The organism is Myxococcus sp. CA005 (genome assembly GCF_006518205.1).
Lineage (GTDB): Bacteria > Myxococcota > Myxococcia > Myxococcales > Myxococcaceae > Myxococcus > Myxococcus xanthus.
Map to the genome: position 1 here is coordinate 44,305 of NZ_SRLV01000052.1, position 17,120 is coordinate 61,424.

A 17,120-nucleotide genomic window follows, 5' to 3' on the forward strand; every position below is an offset into this window, starting at 1 on the left:
AAGAGCGTCTGGAGCCCATGGCACGGTGCGTTTCGCCGCTTCCTCGTGAAGTGGCGCGCCCCGGTGAACGGCCGGACAGCCGGTGGCATCACCATTGCTCCAGGCCGGATGCGTTTCAGCGTCCACGCATCCGCCAAGGGGAAGTCAATCCATGTTGCTCGACATGTACCTGTACTTCGGCTTGCCACTGCGGCCCGCGCCGCGCCGCGCTGCGTCCCAGGCCAGCCAACCCCGCACGTCCTCCTCCGAGCGCACGGCGACGGGAGGGCAGAGCGTGTCCGGGGCCCGCGCCCCGGAGCGAAAGGCGGCGCCCCAGTTGACGGTCATCGAGGGGGGCGCGGCTGACATACGATGAGCGGGGAGGCGTGAGCGGGAGAGGCCCCATGGACTCGCGGACCCAGCGCTACTTCGAGGACATCCAGCTCAAGCACTTCGGGCGCCTCTTCGGCCGGCTCGTTCGTGTCCGCCTGTTCCTGTCGCTATTGCTGCTGCTGTCCGCCGTGTGTGTCGCCGTCATCGACGGCGCGCCCTGGCGATGCGTGTTCATGAGCGTGGTGGGGGTGGGCGCCTTTACCTACTTCTTCCATGAGTTCCGCCGCTTTCAGCGCGACGGCGTTGACGCGCGCAGCGTGCCGCTCAATCTGTGGATGGGGCAGATCATCCTGACGAGCATCATCGTGGGGACAGGCGGCATCGCCAGCCCCGTGCTGCCCGCCGCGCTGCCCCTGGGCTTCTTGTCGAGCCTCGCGGCGACGCCCCGGGATCGCTCGCGGCTGTTGATGGCGCAGTTGTCCACGCTGATGGCCGTCTCCTTCTTCCAGATTTCCGGGCTGGTTCAGGGGCTGCCCCTGTGGTTCCTCGGCGCGCCGTCGGCCGTCCTGCTCGTCGCGGGCGCCCTCGTCACCGCCATCATGCTCTGCGTGTGCAGCGCCGCGGGCGGCGCCATCCGGACGACCTTCGACAACATGCTGAGCGAGGCGCTCGCCAGCCGCGACGAACTGCTGGCCACGCATCGCTCGTATGCGGGCGCCCTGGAGGCCATGTCCGGAGAGATTGCCCACGAGCTGAAGAACCCGCTGGCCACGGTGAAGGGCCTCACCCAGCTCATGGCACGCGAAGCAGGTCGCGCCCAGCCCGCCGAACGCCTGCAGGTGCTGTCGGGCGAGGTGGTGCGGATGCAGGGCATCCTGGAGGAGTTCCTCAACTTCACTCGGCCGCTGGTGCCTTTGACGGTGAGCCCCGTGGACCTGGGCGCGTTGTGCGACGAAGCCCTGGTGCTGCACGAAGGACTGGCGGCGGGCCACGGCGTGCGGCTGGAGCGCAAGGGCACGGAGGGCGTGGAGGCGGTGTGTGACTCGCGCAAGGTGAAGCAGGTGTTGATGAACCTGCTGCACAACGCCATCGAGGCCTGTCCCACGGGCGGGCGTGTCACCGTGGAGGTCCGCGCGCTGCCCGTGGGCGAGGCCCGCGTCTTCGTGCGCGACTCAGGGCCTGGACTGGCCTCCGATCTCGAGGCCCGTGTGTTCGACGCGGGCGTGACGACCAAGGCCAAGGGCTCCGGGTTGGGCCTGACGGTGGCGCGAGCCCTGGCGCGACAGCACGGCGGAGACGTCACGCTGGCGAATGCGGTAGGAGGCGGATGCGAGGCGGCGTTGACGCTTCCGCGAGAGCTGCCAGCGGAGATCCTGCGGCCACTGCACGGAGTCGCGAATGTGGGATGAGGCCAAGGAGGGTGGCACCACGCGCGTCCTGGTGGTGGATGACGACGCGGGCGTTCGCTTCACGCTGCGGGAGATGCTCAAGAGCCTCTCCGGCGTCGAGGTGGATGAAGCCGTGGATGGCGAGGACGCGCTGGAGAAGCTGTCGGCCAGGCCCTACGAGTTGGTCATCTCCGACCTGCGCATGCCTCGGATGGATGGCATGGAACTGGTGCGCCGGCTGAGTCTGTTCTCCCGGTCACCTCGTGTCATCGTCATCACCGCGCATGGTTCCGAGCGCTTCGCGGTGGAGGCCATGAAGGCGGGGGCCTACGACTACTTCCGCAAGCCCTTCGATGTGGATGAGCTGCTGGCGGTCGTCTCCCGCGCGCTGGAGTCGGTACGGCTCCGCGAGGAGAACGCACGGCTTTCAGGTGAGCTGAACCTGTCCCGCTCGTTGGTGTTCGTCTCGGAGCCCATGGCCCGGCTCGCGCAGCTCGTGCAACGGGCGGGCTCACGGGATGTGACGGTGCTCATCACCGGCGAGAGCGGCACGGGCAAGGAGCGGGTGGCGGATGCGCTCGTCCGCGCCTCGCCGCGCGCGAACCGGCCCTTCCTGCGCTTCAACTGCGCCGCACTCACCGAGGAACTGGCGGAGGCCGAGCTGTTCGGCCACGCCCGGGGCGCCTTCACTGGAGCCCACCGCGCGCGGCCTGGGCTCTTCCGTGAGGCGGATGGCGGCACGCTGCTGTTGGACGAGGTGGGCGAGCTGGCGCCCACGCTCCAGGCCCGGCTCCTTCGCGTGCTTCAGGAGGGCGAGGTGCGCCCGGTGGGGGAGGACCGGCCGGTGACGGTGGACGTGCGCATCATCGCCGCCACCCACAGGGACTTGCGCCGCCTGGCCCTGGAGGGGGCGTTCCGCGAGGACCTCTACTACCGGCTCAACGTCGTCCAGCTCCGGGTGCCGCCGCTGCGCGAGCGCCCCGAGGACATCCCCGTGCTGGCGCGGGTGTTCCTGGACCGCTTCATCGACCGGTTCCACACCGGCCCGCTGAAAATCCCCGACGGCTTCTTCGAGCAGCTCCGTGCCTTGCCGTGGCCGGGTAACGTGCGCGAACTGGAGAACACGCTGGAGAGCCTGGTCGCGCTGTCCAGCGAGGGGCGGCTGGACCTGGGTCAGTTGCCTTCCGCCGAGCCGGCAGGAGCGGATAGTGGTTTCCCGGGGGCGTCATCGGACCCGGTCCGTCCAGGGCCGCAGGACGGGGCTCCCGGCGCGGGGCTCAAGGAGCGCGTGGAGGCGTACGAGCGCGGCCTGGTCCTGGACGCGCTGCGCATCGCGGGCGGAAACCGCAGTGAAGCGGCGCGGCGGCTGGGCATTGGCCGGGCCACCCTGCATGACAAGCTGCGCAAGTACGGGCTGGACGACGGCGGGGAAGAGCGGAGCTGATTCCGGGAACAAGCGGGCCGCTCGCGGTGTTGCGGGCCGGCCTTCCAGCGTCATCGTTCCAGGAGCGTGCATGCATCCCGTGACCCGATGCCTCGCGGCTGTCCTGCTGGCCACCGTCGCAGGCCCGGCGCAGGCGCAGTCCACCCCGCCAGCCCCGAAGCGCCCTTACAGCATCTCTCCCGAGCGCACCGAACGCGTCCGCTCGCAGTACACCAAGTTCGAGTACCGCATTCCCATGCGGGACGGGACGCGCCTGTTCACCTCCGTCTACGTCCCCGCGGACGCGTCACCGGGGAAGCGCTATCCCATCATCCTGGTGCGCACGCCGTACAGCGTCGCACCCTATGGCGTGGACCGGTATCCCCCCGCGCTGGCCCCCACCGAGGCGTTCGAGAAGGACGGCTTCATCTTTGCCTTCCAGGACGTGCGCGGCCGAAACATGTCCGAAGGCGAGTTCGTCAACGTACGCCCCTACAAGCCGAAGAAGGCCGGGCCCAAGGACTTTGACGAGAGCACCGACACGTACGACACCATCGAGTGGCTGGTGAAGCGCGTGGCGAACAACAACGGCCGCGTGGGCCAGTGGGGGATTTCGTACCCCGGCTTCTACGCGTCGGCGGGCGCCATTGATTCGCACCCGGCGCTCAAGGCGGTGTCACCGCAGGCCCCCATCGCCGACTGGTTCTGGGATGACATGCACCGCCACGGCGCCTTCAACCTGGCGCTGGCGTTCAACTTCTTCTCCACGTTCGGCAAGCCCCGGCCCCACCCCACGGACAACGAGGAGTGGCAGCGCTTCGAGCACGGCACGCCGGACGGCTACCAGTTCTTCCTGGACCTGGGCCCCCTGGGCAACGCGGACGCGAAGCACATGAAGGGGGACGTCGCCTTCTGGAAGGACGTCACCGCGCATCCCAACTACGACAGCTTCTGGCAGGCGCGGAACCTGCTCCCGCACCTGAAGAACATCAAGGCGGCGGTGCTCACGGTGGGCGGCTGGTACGACACCGAGGACCTCTACGGCCCCCTGCGGACCTACGCCGCCATCGAGAAGCAGAACCCCGGCATCTCCAACAGCCTCATCATGGGCCCGTGGCCGCACGGCGGCTGGCAGCGCGGCGGTGGCGAGTCCCTGGGCGACGCGGACTTCGGCTTCGCCACCAGCGAGACCTACCAGACGTTGGCGCTGGACTTCTTCAAGCACCACCTCAAGGGCGGCGCGAAGCCGGACGTGCCGGAGGCCATGGTGTTCGAGACGGGCGCCAACCGCTGGCGCCGCTTCGACACGTGGCCGCCCAAGGGGCTGCGCGAGACGCGGCTGTACTTCCAGCCCAAGGGTGGCTTGGCCACGACGGCGCCGAAGACGACGGGCGCATCCTTCGCCGAGTACGTGAGCGACCCCGCCAAGCCCGTGCCGTACACGCAGGAGATGATGACGGGCTGGAGCAAGGACTACATGACGGAGGACCAGCGCTTCGCCGCGCGCCGGCCGGACGTGCTGGTGTTCGAGACGGAGCCACTGGAGCGCGACCTCACGCTGGCGGGACCGCTGGAGGCGGAGTTGTGGGTTTCCACGACGGGCACCGACGCGGACTGGGTGGTGAAGCTGGTGGACGTCAACCCGGGCAAGGTGCGCGGGTGGCGCAAGGGCGATGAAGAGAAGGGGCAGAAGAACCGGGGCCATCAGCAGACGCTGGTGCGTGGCGAGCCCTTCCGCGGCCGGTTCCGCGACAGCTATAGCGAGCCCAAGCCCTTCAAGCCCAACGAGGTGACGAAGGTGCGCTTCGTCATCAATGACGTGTTCCACACCTTCCAGCGTGGGCACCGCGTGATGATTCAGGTCCAGTCGAGCTGGTTCCCGTTCATCGACCGCAATCCGCAGACCTACGTGCCCAACATCTTCGAGGCGAAGGAGGAGCACTTCACGCGCGCCTTCCATCGCGTCTACCACTCCGCGGCGAACCCTAGTTTCATCCAGGTGGGCGTGCTGCCCTCGTTGGACGAGTAGCGCGAGGGCCCCCACGCGGAGCCCTCCGTTCGCCGCCATCAGGGCTGCTTCTGTGCAGCGGCGAAGGGAAGGGTGTTCTCGTGGGGGTGCCAGCCTTGCGTTCCTGTTACCCTGGGCCTTCATTCACGCGGTGGCACCTGAAACGGGAGGGACATGACCGGCACCCAGGGGCCCGACACCGGGCTGGTGCGGCTGGATGGGAGTGAGGGCGAAGGGGGCGGCCAGATTCTCCGCTCCGCGCTGTCGCTGTCGCTCATCACCGGCCGCCCGTTCCACATCACGCGCCTGCGCGAGCGACGTGATCCGCCCGGTCTGCGTCCCCAGCACCTGGCCTGCGTACGCGGCGCCGAGGCCCTGTGTGGCGGTGCCGCTTTTTCCGAGGGCGCCACCGTCGGCGCCTCCGAGCTCTCCTTCACCCCGGCCCCCGTGCGCGCCGGCGACTACCTGCTGGAGGTGGGCACCGCGGGCAGCACGCCGTTGCTCTTCCAGTGCCTCGTCTATCCGCTGGCCCTGGCCGGCGGAGGACGGCTGACCTTGCGAGGCGGCACGCACCTGCCCCATAGCCCCAGCTTCCACTATGTGGCCACCGTCTGGCAGCCGGTGGCGCATGCGTATGGCCTGCCGGTGCTGCTGTCCCTGGTGCACGCCGGCTTCTACCCGGAGGGCGCGGGGGAGATTGTCGCGGAGGTGGGGCCACCGCAGGAGCCGCCCCGGCTGGTGGAGCTGCCCGCGCGAGGCATGTTGCGCGAGGTCCGCGTGTCGTCCTTCACCGGCGGGCTGCCGTTCACCATCGCCGAGCGTCAATCCAGGGCCGCCGTGGGGGCGCTGCGTGAGCGCGGCATCCTGGCGGAGGCGGACAACCGCCCGCTGGCGGTGACGCGCTCGGTGGGGACCGTCACTTTCGTCCTGGCCCAGTTCGAGCACACCATCGCGGGCTTCACCGCGCTGGGAGAGCGGGGCCGCCCCGCCGAGGACGTGGGTCGCGAGGGCGGAGAAGCCCTGGCGCGGTTCATGGAGACGGGTGGGGCGCTCGACGAGCACCTTGCCGATCAGATTCTCCTGCCCGCCGCACTGCTGGCCGCCGGACGCCTGGGGCCGGCGTCACCGGGCACCACGCGCTTCACGGCGGCGCGAATCACCGACCACCTCACCACCCACGCCCGTGTCGTGGAGCGCTTCCTGCCCGTGCGCGTCACGGTGGATGCGGGAGGCTCCGTGGAGGTCCGGCCCGCCTGAAGTCCGGGCCGGAACCCGCTCAGGCCACTTCGTCGTCGCCGCGGTTGGCTCCGAAGGTGTTCTGCCCGGCGATGTCCTTGGACGTGTTCCGGTAGGCGCGGATGCCGAAAGGCACGGCGACCACGAACACGAGCCCCGCGAGGCCGATGGCCATCCACGGAATCGGCTTCTGCTTGAGCTGGACGTCCTTGCCGTAGGAGTTGAGGTTGTTGCCCATGGCGCGCTGCTTGGCGGCCTCACGCTCCTCGGCGGTCATCTCGCGGGGGGCCTGGAAATCCTGGACCTGCTTGCGAGGCTGGGCCAGCGCGGCACCACCCGAGCTGAGCGCGAGGACGAGGAACATCCGGGGAACAAGGTATCGCATATGGCGGGGGAGGCTATCACGACCCAACGGATGGACTGAACAGGGCTTGCACGCTGAGTGAGCGTCCATTACGGGCCGGGGACCCACATTTCCATTCCGGACGCCATGCTGCGCCTGCCCTTCATCGCCCTCGCCAACCTGTACCTCCTCCTGGTCTCCCTGCTGGGCGCGCCCTTCCGGATGATGGCCGCCAGCCACCGGCCCGCCTACGTCCGCTTCCGGCTGACGGGGGATCCGCCGTACCGCGAGCGACGCCGGCGCCGGTTGCAGTTGGGGGGCAGCCGCCCCGAGCCGTCGGATGTCACGTCCGTGGAGCGCCTCCGCGAGTCGTTGGAGCTCCTGGCCAAGGACGGCCGGGTGAAGGGCATCCTCCTGGAGGTGGAGGACCTGGCCGTGCCCGCGGCGAAGCGGGATGCGCTGGTGGCGGTGTTGAGGGCCTTCCGAGCCCAGGGGAAGCGGGTGGTGGGCTGGGCGGTCCACGTGGACAACGAGGGATATGCCCTCCTGTGCTCGGCGGACGAGGTGCTCCTGCCCCCCATGGGCCGCGTGGAGCTGGTGGGCTACGCCGCCGAGTCCACCGCCCTGGGCGTGGGCCTGTCGCGCGTGGGCATCCGGCCGCAATTCATCCGGCGCGGGGATTACAAGACGGCGCCGGAGCTCTTCACCAGGCCCGTCGTGTCGGACATCCAGACGCGGACGGTGGAGTCGTTCCTGGATGAGCGCTACGCGGACCTGTTGGACGTAGTGGCTCGGGGGCGGCGCAAGACGCCGGAGGAGGTCCGGGCGCTGATCGACCAGGGGCCCTTCAGTGCTCGCCGGGCGGTGGACGCGGGGCTGGCGGACGCACTGGTGAGCGAGGCGAACCTGCCCGCGTACCTCGGGCTGGCGAAGCCGGGGGACGGGGAGGAGGAGACGGAGCTGGAGCCGATGGAGACCTATCTCTCCACGATTCCGTTCCCGCCGGTCCGTTGGAAGCGGCTGCGGCGGAACCCGCGCGTCGCGGTGGTGCCCGTGTCTGGAATCATCATCCCGGGCAAGGGGGCCAGCGGGAAGATGGCGACCTCGGAGACGGTGGTGAAGGCGCTGCGCGCCGCGGGGCGGGACAAACGGTCGAAGGCGGTGGTCGTCTACATCAGCAGTCCGGGCGGGACGCCGCTGGCGTCGGAACAGATGCTGGAGGCAGTGCAACGCGTGGCGCGGAAGAAACCCGTCATCGCGTACATGGACCGGGTGTGTGCCAGCGCGGGGTACATGGTGGCGGTGGGCGCGAAGGAGATCTGGTCCGCGCCGCACGCCATGGTGGGCTCGATTGGTGTCTTCGCGGGCAAGTTCGACATGTCCGGGCTGATGGAGAAGCTCGGGGTGCACAAGACGGTGCTGGTCCGGGGGCAGAACGCGGCCATGCTCTCGTTCTCGCGTGGCTTCACGCCGCAAGAGGAGGCCACGCTGGAGGCCGAGGTGGAGGAGATGTACCAGGCCTTCCTCGACATCGTCGCGAAGGGGCGGGGACGGACGAAGGAGGAGATCCACCAGTTGGCGGAAGGCCGCGTGTACTCGGGCGTGCGAGGCAAGGCCGTGGGGCTGGTGGACCAGGTCGCGGGCTTCGAGGAGGCCTGCCGCCACGCGCTGTCGCTGGCGAAGGTGCCGGCGGCGGAGCGGTTCGAAATCATGACCTATGGTGCGCCCAAGCAGCGGGTGAACCTGCTGAAGCTGTTGATGGGGGCATCCCATGCGCAGACGTATGCGCTGTGCCCCACGGCCTTGAGCCTGAATGGGTTGGGCGGCACGGAGGCGTTTGAAGATGCCGCGCGCTTCGGGGTGGCCGACGTGGTGGGTAGAGTGTTTCCTGATGACCAGTGGCCATTCGGGGGCTGACGGGCGCGAGCGGTAGACTGGAGGGATGCTGAAGGCACTCGCGCTGCTGACCGCATCCTGTCTGGCCCAGGCGGAGGCTTCTTCCGCCGCGAAGGTGGAGGAGAAGCTGCCGTTCGTCACGAGCCTTCACTTCGAGAATGACGTGTTGGCCAAGAGCGACCGGCTCTACACGAACGGCGTCCGCATCGAGCACTTCGGGGAGTACGACGGGTGCCGTTCCATCGCGCGGACGCTGCGACTTCCGGACGGCGTGCAGCACCGGTACCTCTGTGGCGGCTCGCTGGCGCAGAACATGTACACGCCCAGCCGCATCGTTCCGCTGCCGGAGCAGGAGGTGTTCCCGGACCCGAACGACCGGCCCTACGGGGGCTGGCTGCACGGGGGCATCTTCTTCCAGCACATCTATGCGGGGAGGGCGCCCGCGGATTCGTCGAGGCTGACGCTCCAAGCCACGGTGGGCGTCACGGGCCCGGCGTCCGGGGCGGCACAGACGCAGCGCTGGCTGCACCGGACGCTGAACGACATCTTCGGGCACACGGTTGCAAGGATTCCGGTGGGTTGGGAGAAGCAGTTGCCCACCGAGCCCGCATTCCACTTCTCCGCGCTCCGCGAGCAGCCGCTGCTCTGGAGCCCCGTGGTGGACGTGACATGGTCCGCCGGGGCGATGCTGGGCACGGTCTTCGTGAACGCGAGCCTGGGAGGAACGGTCCGTGTGGGCTATCTGGCCCGGCCGTATGGCCTGGCGCCCATCATGCCGTCTGTGGTCAAGGAACTGGAGGCTCAACGGACTCCAGGGGAGGCCTCCTCGGAGCTGATGGCCATTCGAGATGAACGCGCCTGGGAGGCCTACCTGTACGCCCGGGGGCAGGTGAGGGTGGTCGCGAGGAACCTGTTCCTGGATGGCACGCTCTTCCGGCCGAGCATCAGCGTCCGGAAGGCGCCCATCGTCGGGGACAGCGAGTTCGGCGCGGCCTTCCGCACGGGCGGGTTCCAATTCGGCTTGAGCATGGTCTTCCGCTCTCAGGAAATGGCCGACCCGCCGAACCCGCTCCTGTCAGGCCATCGGTTCACCCAGATTCAGCTTTCGTATCTCCACTGAAGTCTGGGTGCCCCATATCCCATGTTGCCCTCAACAAGGCTTCATCTGGTGTATTTCACAGGTGACGTTCGCGGAAATGCACGGACTGATTCGGGTGGGCAAGTCATGCTTCGAGTAATGATCCTCATACCACTGCTGCTGGTGGGGGCAGCATGCCAGCGCCCGTTGACGCCAGAAGAGGATCGGGCGCAGGCGCTCGAAATCGTGAGGAGCCGCGCGAGCGTCGCCGAACGTGAGGGGTGCCCTGCGGAGGCCATCCCTGAGCGGCAGGCGCAGCTCGAGAACTTCTTCATCTACTGCGATGCGCGACTCTCGTGGTGTGCAAAACAGTGTTTCAAGTCGGATGCCACGGCCTGCTATGCCCTCGCCGTCATCTTCCAGAATGACGACGCCACGGACCAATTGGCGGAGCCGCTCTTTTATCGCTCCTGTACTCAGGGCGTGATTTCGGGCTGCTCGAACCGGGCCGCAGGGCTCCAGATCCAGCAACAAACCGACGACACTGCGATGACATGTGCAGTACGTACGTTCGAGAAGACGTGTGCGTTGAGAGATCCATGGGGATGCGCCATGCATGGCTTCAATCTCGTGCAGGGCACGCACACGCCGCGAGACCTGAAGAAGGCACGCGAGGTGCTGGGGCAATCTTGCAGAGATGGGGAGGATGACCCCGCGTGTCAGGCGGCGAGGGGCCTGCAGTCGCAACTCGATGCCTTCGACCTGGAGCAAGCGACAGAGCCGCGCCCGAAGTGAGGATGGGTTCCCCTTTAGACTCAACCAGTCCAGGTTCTCCGCGACGAACATCAGGCTCACCGAGGAGTAGATGGTCCGCATCCTGCGCGAGGCAGCGTACGAAGCCCACTACGCTGGAAAGCTGACCCGAGAATGGGTAGGGACAGCTCGGAATGGAGTTCGGTTCCGCAGGTATCTAAACCACCGCTCGTGATTCTCGATCGGGGTTGGTGAGCGGGCGGGCGCGCGGGGCGACAGGAAGAGGCAGGGGCACATCCCGTTCGGCTCTGTGTGCGCAGAAGACCAGGAATCAGAAAGGCCCCGCCCAGGGACAAAGGTAGTCCCCGTCTTTCGCGGCTGCAGCGCCGCTCTCTCATCCGCTGGGGTGAAAGGAGCGGCTGCCCGCTCACCCTGCGGCGGTGCATGGCGGTGGTGGGAGTGTCGCGCGGCGAATCGTGCAGGCAGGTAGCGCGTGCTCTGGCGTGCGCCACCTCCACGGTCGTCTCCGCGGTCAATCGCTACCAGACGGGACGGCGTAAAGCCCTGTTGGACCGCAGGGCGGCCAATGGCGAGGCGAAGGTGGATGAGCGCTTCCTCGCCATTCTCTCGCGCGTGCTGGCAGGTACTCCCGAAGAAGTGGGCTGGTGCCGCCCGACGTGGACACGGGAGTTGCTCGCGCTGGAAATGGAGCGCCGGGGCCTGGCGCGGGTGTCGGTTGCCACTATTGGCCGTGCGCTTGCCACCCTCGGTGCGAGCCTGAAGGCGGCCAAACCCGTGGTGGGCTGCCCTTGGCCGGGCTGGAAGCGGCGCCGGCGTCTCTTCGAGTTGCGGTGCCTGGAAGCCTGTGCCCGGTCCGACGAGCCGGTCCTCTACGTGGACGAGGTGGACATCCATCTCAATCCGAAGGTGGGACGCGACTGGTGCCTGCCCGGCCAGCGCCGGGTGGTGCTCACGCCAGGCAACAACAAGAAGCGATACCTGGCCGGCGCCCTGGACTCGAAGACGGGCCGCCTCATCTGGGTGGAGGACAAGTCGAAGGCCAGCTCACTCTTCATCCAACTGCTTTGGCGCATCGCCGGTGAGTACCCTGGCGCCCCACGAATCCACCTCATCCTGGACAACGCCTCCATCCACAGCAGCCAGAAGACGAGAAAGGCGCTCGAGAAACTCGGCGGCCGGATTGTCCTCCACTTCCTGCCGCCTTACTGCCCGGACGCCAATCGCATTGAGCGCGTCTGGCTGGACCTCCACGCCAACGTCACTCGCAACCATCGCTGCCGCACCCTCCAGAAGCTCATGCGGCGCGTCCATGCCTACCTGCACGCTCGCAACGTCCAGCGGCGTGCCAGTCCTATCCTCCGCATGGTCCATCTGCGACACGCCGCCTGAGCGCGTGCGAGATTCATGATCGGGCGTTTAGATACGTCAGGCGCAGTAAGAAGCTTTTTCCCGAAATTTTAGGTGCCACCATTCCGAAGAGACTTAATCTCGTTGGGGATGACGACCCATTGTTCCCAGTCCAAGCATTCTTCAACTCAATAAGTGAGCGTGGATTTGTTGAGAAGATTCGACAACTCGTAGCGAGGGTGGGGGCGGGGATTGATGGCGCTCAATGTGAATTCCCGGGAGGTTTAGAGCCCTGGGAGCAAGAGTTCGAAGGCGTCCGGTTTTCGTTGTATGAGGATGTTGTGGTGGTGGAGGAGCCCGTGTTTCAAATGTTCCTGCTGGAGGCGTGCAGAATGTATGTGAAAGACCATCCAGAAGATAGGGCACGCCTAGCGCAGATCCTTGGCGAGGGGGCCGATTCCTTGTAGGGCTCACATCTCCCCTCCGAAGAGGTTTCGGACGGAGGATGGCCGTGTTTAGCGAACGTCGCGAGAAGCGAGCTGTTCAGTGGCTGGGCTGGAGGGTTGAATCGGACGGGGCGTCGACGCGTCGCCGCTTCCTCTCGTGGGGCAGCAGCTAACCGATGCGCGAGTTGGGGTGCGTCTGCACCCGCAGCGGCATGTTGGCCAGGTACGCCCCGGGATTGACGCCGTTGGCCTCGCAAGTGGCCACCAGCGCGTAGAGGCCGACCAGGTTCTCCCCGGCAGCCTCGTGGCCTACGAAAAGAAGGTCTTTTGCGGCCCAAGGCCGCCGCCCTCAACGCGCACGTCCGCGTAGACACAACAGGAAGCGTGCTTTTATGTGGGCAACGACCGTGCGGTTCGGCGCGCGATCGAAGACGTGATGGCCGCAACTCAGCAATCGAGAAGCCCTCAGTGCCCTCGTCCCTCCGTCTGGGCCCCGCACCAGCCCTCCTGATAGGCCCGTTCAGCGGGCTGACAGTCGGCCTCCGTTCCCGAGACCTACAGGGTGCGCTGGGCGTACAGCCCCGTTAAACGACGTTGACAGCCCCCCCTGGGCTGGCAGATTCCGCGCCCGTTGGCGGCTGACAACCGCCCGTTTTCCAAAGGTTTCAGGTGTCCTGATGAGCGTTACCCAGGCCGACATCCTCGCTGCGATGTCGAAGGTGATGGATCCCGAGCTTCACATCGATCTGGTGAAGGCGGGAATGGTGAAGGACATCCACGTCAGTGGGGACACCGCGAAACTCAAGATCGAGCTCACCACGCCTGCCTGCCCCATGAAGGGGAAGATCCAGGCCGACTCCGAGGCCGCCCTCAAGGCCGTCCCCGGCCTCAAGTCCTTCGACATCGAGTGGGGCGCCCGGGTCCGCCCGGCCGGCGGGGGCATGCCCGCTGGCGCGCTGCTTCCCCAGGTCAAGAACATCATCCTCGTCGGCGCGGGGAAGGGCGGGGTGGGCAAGTCCACCGTCGCCCTCAACCTCGCCACGGCCCTGGCCCAGCACGGCGCCAAGGTGGGCCTGCTCGACGCGGACTTCTACGGCCCCTCCGTCCCCCTGATGACCGGCCTGGGCGACAAGCGCCCCGTCAGCCCGGACGGCAAGTCGCTCAACCCGCTTGAGGCCCACGGCCTCAAGGTCATGTCCATCGGCTTCCTCGTGGAGGCCGACCAGGCGCTCATCTGGCGCGGCCCCATGCTCCACGGCGCGCTGATGCAGCTCGTCCGGGACGTGAACTGGGGCGAGCTCGACTACCTCGTCCTCGACCTGCCGCCCGGCACCGGTGACGTGGCCCTCACGCTGTCCCAGTCCGTCCGGGCCGCGGGCGCGGTGCTCGTCACGACGCCGCAGGACGTGGCGCTCGCCGACGTGGTTCGCGCCAAGCAGATGTTCGACAAGGTCCACATCCCCGTGCTGGGCATCGTGGAGAACATGAGCCAGTTCGTCTGCCCGAACTGCTCGCACACCACGGCCATCTTCAACCACGGCGGCGGCCGCAAGGCCGCGCAGATGTTCGGGATTCCATTCCTCGGTGAAATCCCGCTGGACCTGAAGGTGCGGGAGTCTGGAGACTCCGGCGTTCCGGTGGTCGTGGGGGCCAAGGACAGCCCGGAGGCGAAGGCCTTCCAGGAAGTCGCGCGGAACGTCGCAGGGCGCGTGTCTGCCCAGAGCATCAAGAGCGTTCCGCTGCCGGTGATGCAGGCCCGCTAACTATCGAGGAGACATCATGGCCCCGGCCGGCAACGACGACTTCCCGCCCGATCCGCTGCTCGACGAAGATGAACGGCAGGACCGATCCAGTGGCTCCAACGGGCCCGCGGGCTTCGTTCCGGAGTTCGTCCGCCGCATGGCCGTGGCCGGCCTGGGTGCCCTCTTCATGACGGAAGAGGGCATCCGCAACCTCGCAGGCCAGCTCAAACTCCCCAAGGAAGCCCTGGGCTTCATCCTCGGTCAGGCCGAGAAGACCAAGGACGAGGTGACGCGCGCCGTCACCGAGGAGCTCCGCCGCTTCCTCCAGTCCGAGAAGCTCCGCGACGAGTTCCTCAAGCTCATGTCCGGCATGACGGTGGAGATCAAGGCGCAGATCCGCCTGGTGCCTCCCGAGAAGGAGGAGAAGCCCTCCGGGTCGGAAGCCCCCGCCGAGCCCACCAGGTCCCGCCGGTCCGCTACGCCCAGCGTCGTCATCTCCGAGCTCAACGCGAAGCGCCCCAGCGCGAAGCGCACCAAGAAGGAGTAACGGTGGCGGACACGCCCCCTCCCGCTGAGTCCCCCTCGAGCGCCGCGCCGCCTCCGCGTCCGAACGAACGCAAGAGCGCGCTGGCCAAGCGGCTGCCGCTGCTCCTGCTCGTCGCCCTCGGCCTCTACCTGTGGCAGGTGACGGGCACCCCCGAGCGCGACGTCGCCTTCCAACTCGCGGGCCCGGGCTGGGCCTCCGTGCGCGCCGTGGACCTGCAGATCTCCGACCCGGAAGGCCAGCTCATCAAGCGCGAGGAGCGGTTCTTCCCCTCGGGGCCACCGCCTGAGCTCACGTACAAGGTGGACCTGCCCGAGGGCACCTGGGACGCGTCGCTCTTCGTGAAACGTGAGGGCACCGACGCCCGGGTGCGCCTGGAGACGGAGCTCGTCGTCGGCGAAGGGCAGTACATCGTCCAGCAGCTTCAGTTGCCCGCCGCAGTTCGTTGACCGACCTGGGGGCGTGGGCTAAGGCCGCCCGCACGCCGTACTTCACGCTTTCCGACCCAAGAGGTGCGTACACGTCATGGCAACGGAACACATTGTCGTCGTCGGGGCAGGGCAGATGGGCGCGGGCATCGCGCAGGTGGCACTCGTCGCAGGCCTTCGCGTCACGCTGGCGGACGTCTCCGAGGCGGGGCTCGCCAAGGGCGCCGACCGCATCCGCGCCGGCCTGAAGAAGCTGGTGGAGAAGGGCAAGCTCGACGCCGCGAAGCAGCAGGCCGCCGAGGCCAACCTCCTCACCGTGACGAAGGTCACCGACGCCAAGGACGTGGACTTCGCCGTCGAGGCCGTGACGGAGAGCGAGGGCCTCAAGCGCGGCATCTTCCTGGACCTGGACGAAATCGTGCGCCCGGGCGGCGTGCTCGCCACCAACACGTCGTCCATCCCCATCACCCGGATCGCCGCGTATACCAAGCGCCCCGAGTCCGTCATCGGCATGCACTTCATGAACCCGGTGCCGGTGATGCAGCTCGTGGAGATCATCCGCGGCGCCGCCACGTCCGATGAGACGTACGCCACCACGCGGGTCCTCGCGGAGAAGATGGGCAAGACGACGGTGGTCTCCAAGGACTACCCGGGCTTCATCGTCAACCGCATCCTCATCCCCATGCTCAACGAGGCCTGCTTCGCCGTCATGGAGGGCCTGGGCTCCGTCGAGGACATCGACACCGCGATGAAACTGGGCACCAACCAGCCCATGGGCCCGCTGCAGTTGGCGGACTTCATCGGCCTGGACACCGTGCTCTACATCGCCGAGGTGCTCCACAAGGGCCTGGGCGACCCCAAGTACCGCCCAAGCCCCCTGCTGCGGCAGTACGTGGAGGCCGGCTGGTACGGCAAGAAGAACGGCCGCGGCTTCTACAAGTACTGAGCCTCGCGGTTACCCACTTCCACCCCAGGAGCCTCGAACATGGCCTACGAGAACATCCGGCTGGAGCAGGAGGGCGCCATCGCGACCCTCTTCATCGACCGCCCCAAGGCGCTCAACGCCCTCAACACGAAGACGCTGCAGGAGCTTGAGTCCGCGCTGAAGTCCCTTCCCGCGGACGTGCGCGTCCTCATCGTCACCGGCGGCGGCGAGAAGGCCTTCGTCGCGGGCGCGGACATCGCGGAGATGGCCGCGCTCACCGACGCGCAGGCCCAGGAGTTCGGCGCCCTGGGGCACCGGGTCATGGCCGCGCTGGAGGCGCTGCCCATTCCGACCATCGCGGCCGTGAATGGCTTCGCGCTCGGCGGCGGCTCCGAGCTGGCCCTGGCCTGTGACTTCATCTACGCCTCCGAGAAGGCCAAGCTCGGCCTGCCGGAAGTCGGCCTGGGCGTCATCCCCGGCTTCGGCGGCACCCAGCGCCTCACCCGCGTGGTGGGCCGCGCCCGCGCCAAGGAGCTCATCTTCACCGGCGACCGCATCGACGCGGCGAAGGCGAAGGAGATTGGCATGGTGCTGGAGGTCCTCCCCGCGGACGGCCTGCTCGCGCACTGCCGCGCCGTGGCGGAGAAGATCGTCAAGAACAGCCCGCTGGCCATCTCCAAGGCCAAGCAGGTCATCGAGGCCGGCGCCGACCAGGACCTGCGCGCGGCGAACGACATCGAGCGCAAGGCCTTCGGCGACCTGTTCGGCTCCGAGGACCAGCGCGAAGGCATGAAGGCCTTCCTGGAGAAGCGCCCCGCGACCTTCACCGGGAAGTAGCGCGGTGAAGGGGCTCGCGGCCGGGGGACTGCTGGCGTGTCTCCTGGCCGCCGTGCCGGCCCAGGCTTCGGACGAAGGTGAGGACGACGACGGGCGGGCCCCCGTACTGGTGTCCTGGAAGCGCTCGCTGTGCCTCTACACGGGCTGCTTCCTGGAGCCGCTCGTGCCCGACGTCCGCTACGAGTGGGGGCCGGGTGCCCAGGAGGGTTGGGTGCTGTCCTGGCCCATCCACCCGTGGGCCCTGCCGCCGCTGGACGTGCCAGGGCCCACGTTGGTGGTGTCGCCGTTCCTGGAGCCTCAGCTCCGGCTGGGACGGACGGCCTTCCGGATGCTCGCGGGGGCACGGGTGTATGCGTTTCCTGACGCAGCGCGCTTCGGAGTGTTGGCCGAAGG

Annotated in this window: 16 protein-coding genes and 2 pseudogenes; 15 read left to right on the forward strand and 3 right to left on the reverse strand. The window is 67.8% G+C overall.

All coding sequences use genetic code 11. From position 1 onward, the window contains the following. Positions 1–144: 144 nt before the first annotated feature. Positions 145–327, reverse strand: a complete 183-nt coding sequence (locus tag FMQ63_RS37525) for a hypothetical protein (RefSeq protein WP_194866444.1) — start codon at positions 325–327, stop codon at positions 145–147. 56 nt (positions 328–383) lie between these two features. Between FMQ63_RS37525 and FMQ63_RS22575 the strand changes: the two genes are divergently transcribed. The 4 genes from FMQ63_RS22575 to rtcA all read left to right on the forward strand — a co-directional run bounded on the left by FMQ63_RS22575 (position 384) and on the right by rtcA (position 6,388). Then, positions 384–1,721, forward strand: coding sequence for a PAS domain-containing sensor histidine kinase (locus tag FMQ63_RS22575; RefSeq protein ID WP_020478127.1), 1,338 nt, complete (start codon positions 384–386; stop codon positions 1,719–1,721). Next, positions 1,711–3,144: a sigma-54 dependent transcriptional regulator gene (locus tag FMQ63_RS22580; protein WP_011553823.1), complete on the forward strand. Its 1,434-nt coding sequence runs from the start codon at positions 1,711–1,713 to the stop codon at positions 3,142–3,144. Before FMQ63_RS22575 ends, FMQ63_RS22580 begins: the two co-directional genes overlap by 11 nt. A gap of 70 nt (positions 3,145–3,214) precedes the next feature. After that, a complete protein-coding gene (locus FMQ63_RS22585) occupies positions 3,215–5,152 on the forward strand; it encodes a CocE/NonD family hydrolase (protein ID WP_011553822.1) in 1,938 nt (645 codons plus the stop codon). A gap of 153 nt (positions 5,153–5,305) precedes the next feature. Beyond that, entirely contained in the window at positions 5,306–6,388 is a 1,083-nt protein-coding gene (gene rtcA, locus FMQ63_RS22590) for an RNA 3'-terminal phosphate cyclase (protein WP_011553821.1), read from the forward strand. Positions 6,389–6,407: 19 nt separating this feature from the next. Here the strand turns inward: rtcA and FMQ63_RS22595 are convergent, their stop codons facing one another. Continuing rightward, on the reverse strand, positions 6,408–6,731 hold the full coding sequence (locus tag FMQ63_RS22595; RefSeq protein ID WP_020478128.1) for a hypothetical protein: 324 nt from the start codon (positions 6,729–6,731) through the stop codon (positions 6,408–6,410). A gap of 78 nt (positions 6,732–6,809) precedes the next feature. Between FMQ63_RS22595 and sppA the strand changes: the two genes are divergently transcribed. The 5 genes from sppA (at position 6,810) to cdiI (ending at position 12,272) form a co-directional block, all read left to right on the forward strand. Further along, positions 6,810–8,627, forward strand: coding sequence for a signal peptide peptidase SppA (sppA, locus tag FMQ63_RS22600; protein ID WP_011553820.1), 1,818 nt, complete (start codon positions 6,810–6,812; stop codon positions 8,625–8,627). A gap of 25 nt (positions 8,628–8,652) precedes the next feature. Then, a complete protein-coding gene (locus FMQ63_RS22605) occupies positions 8,653–9,726 on the forward strand; it encodes a lipid A deacylase LpxR family protein (RefSeq protein ID WP_011553819.1) in 1,074 nt (357 codons plus the stop codon). Between the two features lie 105 nt (positions 9,727–9,831). Next, entirely contained in the window at positions 9,832–10,479 is a 648-nt protein-coding gene (locus tag FMQ63_RS22610; protein WP_020478129.1) for a hypothetical protein, read from the forward strand. A 402-nt stretch (positions 10,480–10,881) separates the two neighbouring features. Then, positions 10,882–11,847 (forward strand): IS630 family transposase, encoded by a 966-nt coding sequence (locus tag FMQ63_RS22615; RefSeq protein WP_020478130.1) that lies wholly within the window; start codon positions 10,882–10,884, stop codon positions 11,845–11,847. A 119-nt stretch (positions 11,848–11,966) separates the two neighbouring features. Further along, positions 11,967–12,272 (forward strand): ribonuclease toxin immunity protein CdiI, encoded by a 306-nt coding sequence (cdiI, locus tag FMQ63_RS38765; protein ID WP_153881076.1) that lies wholly within the window; start codon positions 11,967–11,969, stop codon positions 12,270–12,272. Positions 12,273–12,420: 148 nt separating this feature from the next. On the opposite strand, the pseudogene FMQ63_RS38110 reads toward cdiI, so the two are convergent. Then, a pseudogene (locus tag FMQ63_RS38110) lies at positions 12,421–12,634 on the reverse strand (hypothetical protein); the annotation flags it as partial. A gap of 294 nt (positions 12,635–12,928) precedes the next feature. Between FMQ63_RS38110 and apbC the strand changes: the two are divergent. The 6 genes and pseudogenes from apbC to FMQ63_RS22650 all read left to right on the forward strand — a co-directional run. Continuing rightward, on the forward strand, positions 12,929–14,014 hold the full coding sequence (gene apbC / locus FMQ63_RS22625) for an iron-sulfur cluster carrier protein ApbC (RefSeq protein ID WP_011553815.1): 1,086 nt from the start codon (positions 12,929–12,931) through the stop codon (positions 14,012–14,014). Positions 14,015–14,030: 16 nt separating this feature from the next. Next, positions 14,031–14,540, forward strand: a complete 510-nt coding sequence (locus tag FMQ63_RS22630; RefSeq protein WP_011553814.1) for a hypothetical protein — start codon at positions 14,031–14,033, stop codon at positions 14,538–14,540. Positions 14,541–14,542: 2 nt separating this feature from the next. Beyond that, positions 14,543–14,986: a hypothetical protein gene (locus FMQ63_RS22635; RefSeq protein ID WP_011553813.1), complete on the forward strand. Its 444-nt coding sequence runs from the start codon at positions 14,543–14,545 to the stop codon at positions 14,984–14,986. 76 nt (positions 14,987–15,062) lie between these two features. After that, positions 15,063–15,911 (forward strand): 3-hydroxyacyl-CoA dehydrogenase family protein, encoded by an 849-nt coding sequence (locus FMQ63_RS22640; protein ID WP_011553812.1) that lies wholly within the window; start codon positions 15,063–15,065, stop codon positions 15,909–15,911. A gap of 39 nt (positions 15,912–15,950) precedes the next feature. Further along, entirely contained in the window at positions 15,951–16,727 is a 777-nt protein-coding gene (locus FMQ63_RS22645) for an enoyl-CoA hydratase-related protein (protein WP_011553811.1), read from the forward strand. A gap of 4 nt (positions 16,728–16,731) precedes the next feature. Then, a pseudogene (locus tag FMQ63_RS22650) lies at positions 16,732–17,120 on the forward strand (hypothetical protein); the annotation flags it as partial.

Excerpts from the sequence above, each read along its gene's own strand:
- FMQ63_RS37525 (WP_194866444.1), bottom strand. The coding sequence starts at position 327 with ATGACCGTCAACTGGGGCGCCGCCTTTCGCTCCGGGGCGCGGGCCCCG.
- FMQ63_RS22575 (WP_020478127.1), top strand. The coding sequence starts at position 384 with ATGGACTCGCGGACCCAGCGCTACTTCGAGGACATCCAGCTCAAGCAC.
- FMQ63_RS22580 (WP_011553823.1), top strand. The coding sequence starts at position 1,711 with ATGTGGGATGAGGCCAAGGAGGGTGGCACCACGCGCGTCCTGGTGGTG.
- FMQ63_RS22585 (WP_011553822.1), top strand. The coding sequence starts at position 3,215 with ATGCATCCCGTGACCCGATGCCTCGCGGCTGTCCTGCTGGCCACCGTC.
- rtcA (WP_011553821.1), top strand. The coding sequence starts at position 5,306 with ATGACCGGCACCCAGGGGCCCGACACCGGGCTGGTGCGGCTGGATGGG.
- FMQ63_RS22595 (WP_020478128.1), bottom strand. The coding sequence starts at position 6,731 with ATGTTCCTCGTCCTCGCGCTCAGCTCGGGTGGTGCCGCGCTGGCCCAG.
- FMQ63_RS22605 (WP_011553819.1), top strand. The coding sequence starts at position 8,653 with ATGCTGAAGGCACTCGCGCTGCTGACCGCATCCTGTCTGGCCCAGGCG.
- FMQ63_RS22610 (WP_020478129.1), top strand. The coding sequence starts at position 9,832 with ATGCTTCGAGTAATGATCCTCATACCACTGCTGCTGGTGGGGGCAGCA.
- FMQ63_RS22615 (WP_020478130.1), top strand. The coding sequence starts at position 10,882 with ATGGCGGTGGTGGGAGTGTCGCGCGGCGAATCGTGCAGGCAGGTAGCG.
- apbC (WP_011553815.1), top strand. The coding sequence starts at position 12,929 with ATGAGCGTTACCCAGGCCGACATCCTCGCTGCGATGTCGAAGGTGATG.
- FMQ63_RS22630 (WP_011553814.1), top strand. The coding sequence starts at position 14,031 with ATGGCCCCGGCCGGCAACGACGACTTCCCGCCCGATCCGCTGCTCGAC.
- FMQ63_RS22640 (WP_011553812.1), top strand. The coding sequence starts at position 15,063 with ATGGCAACGGAACACATTGTCGTCGTCGGGGCAGGGCAGATGGGCGCG.
- FMQ63_RS22645 (WP_011553811.1), top strand. The coding sequence starts at position 15,951 with ATGGCCTACGAGAACATCCGGCTGGAGCAGGAGGGCGCCATCGCGACC.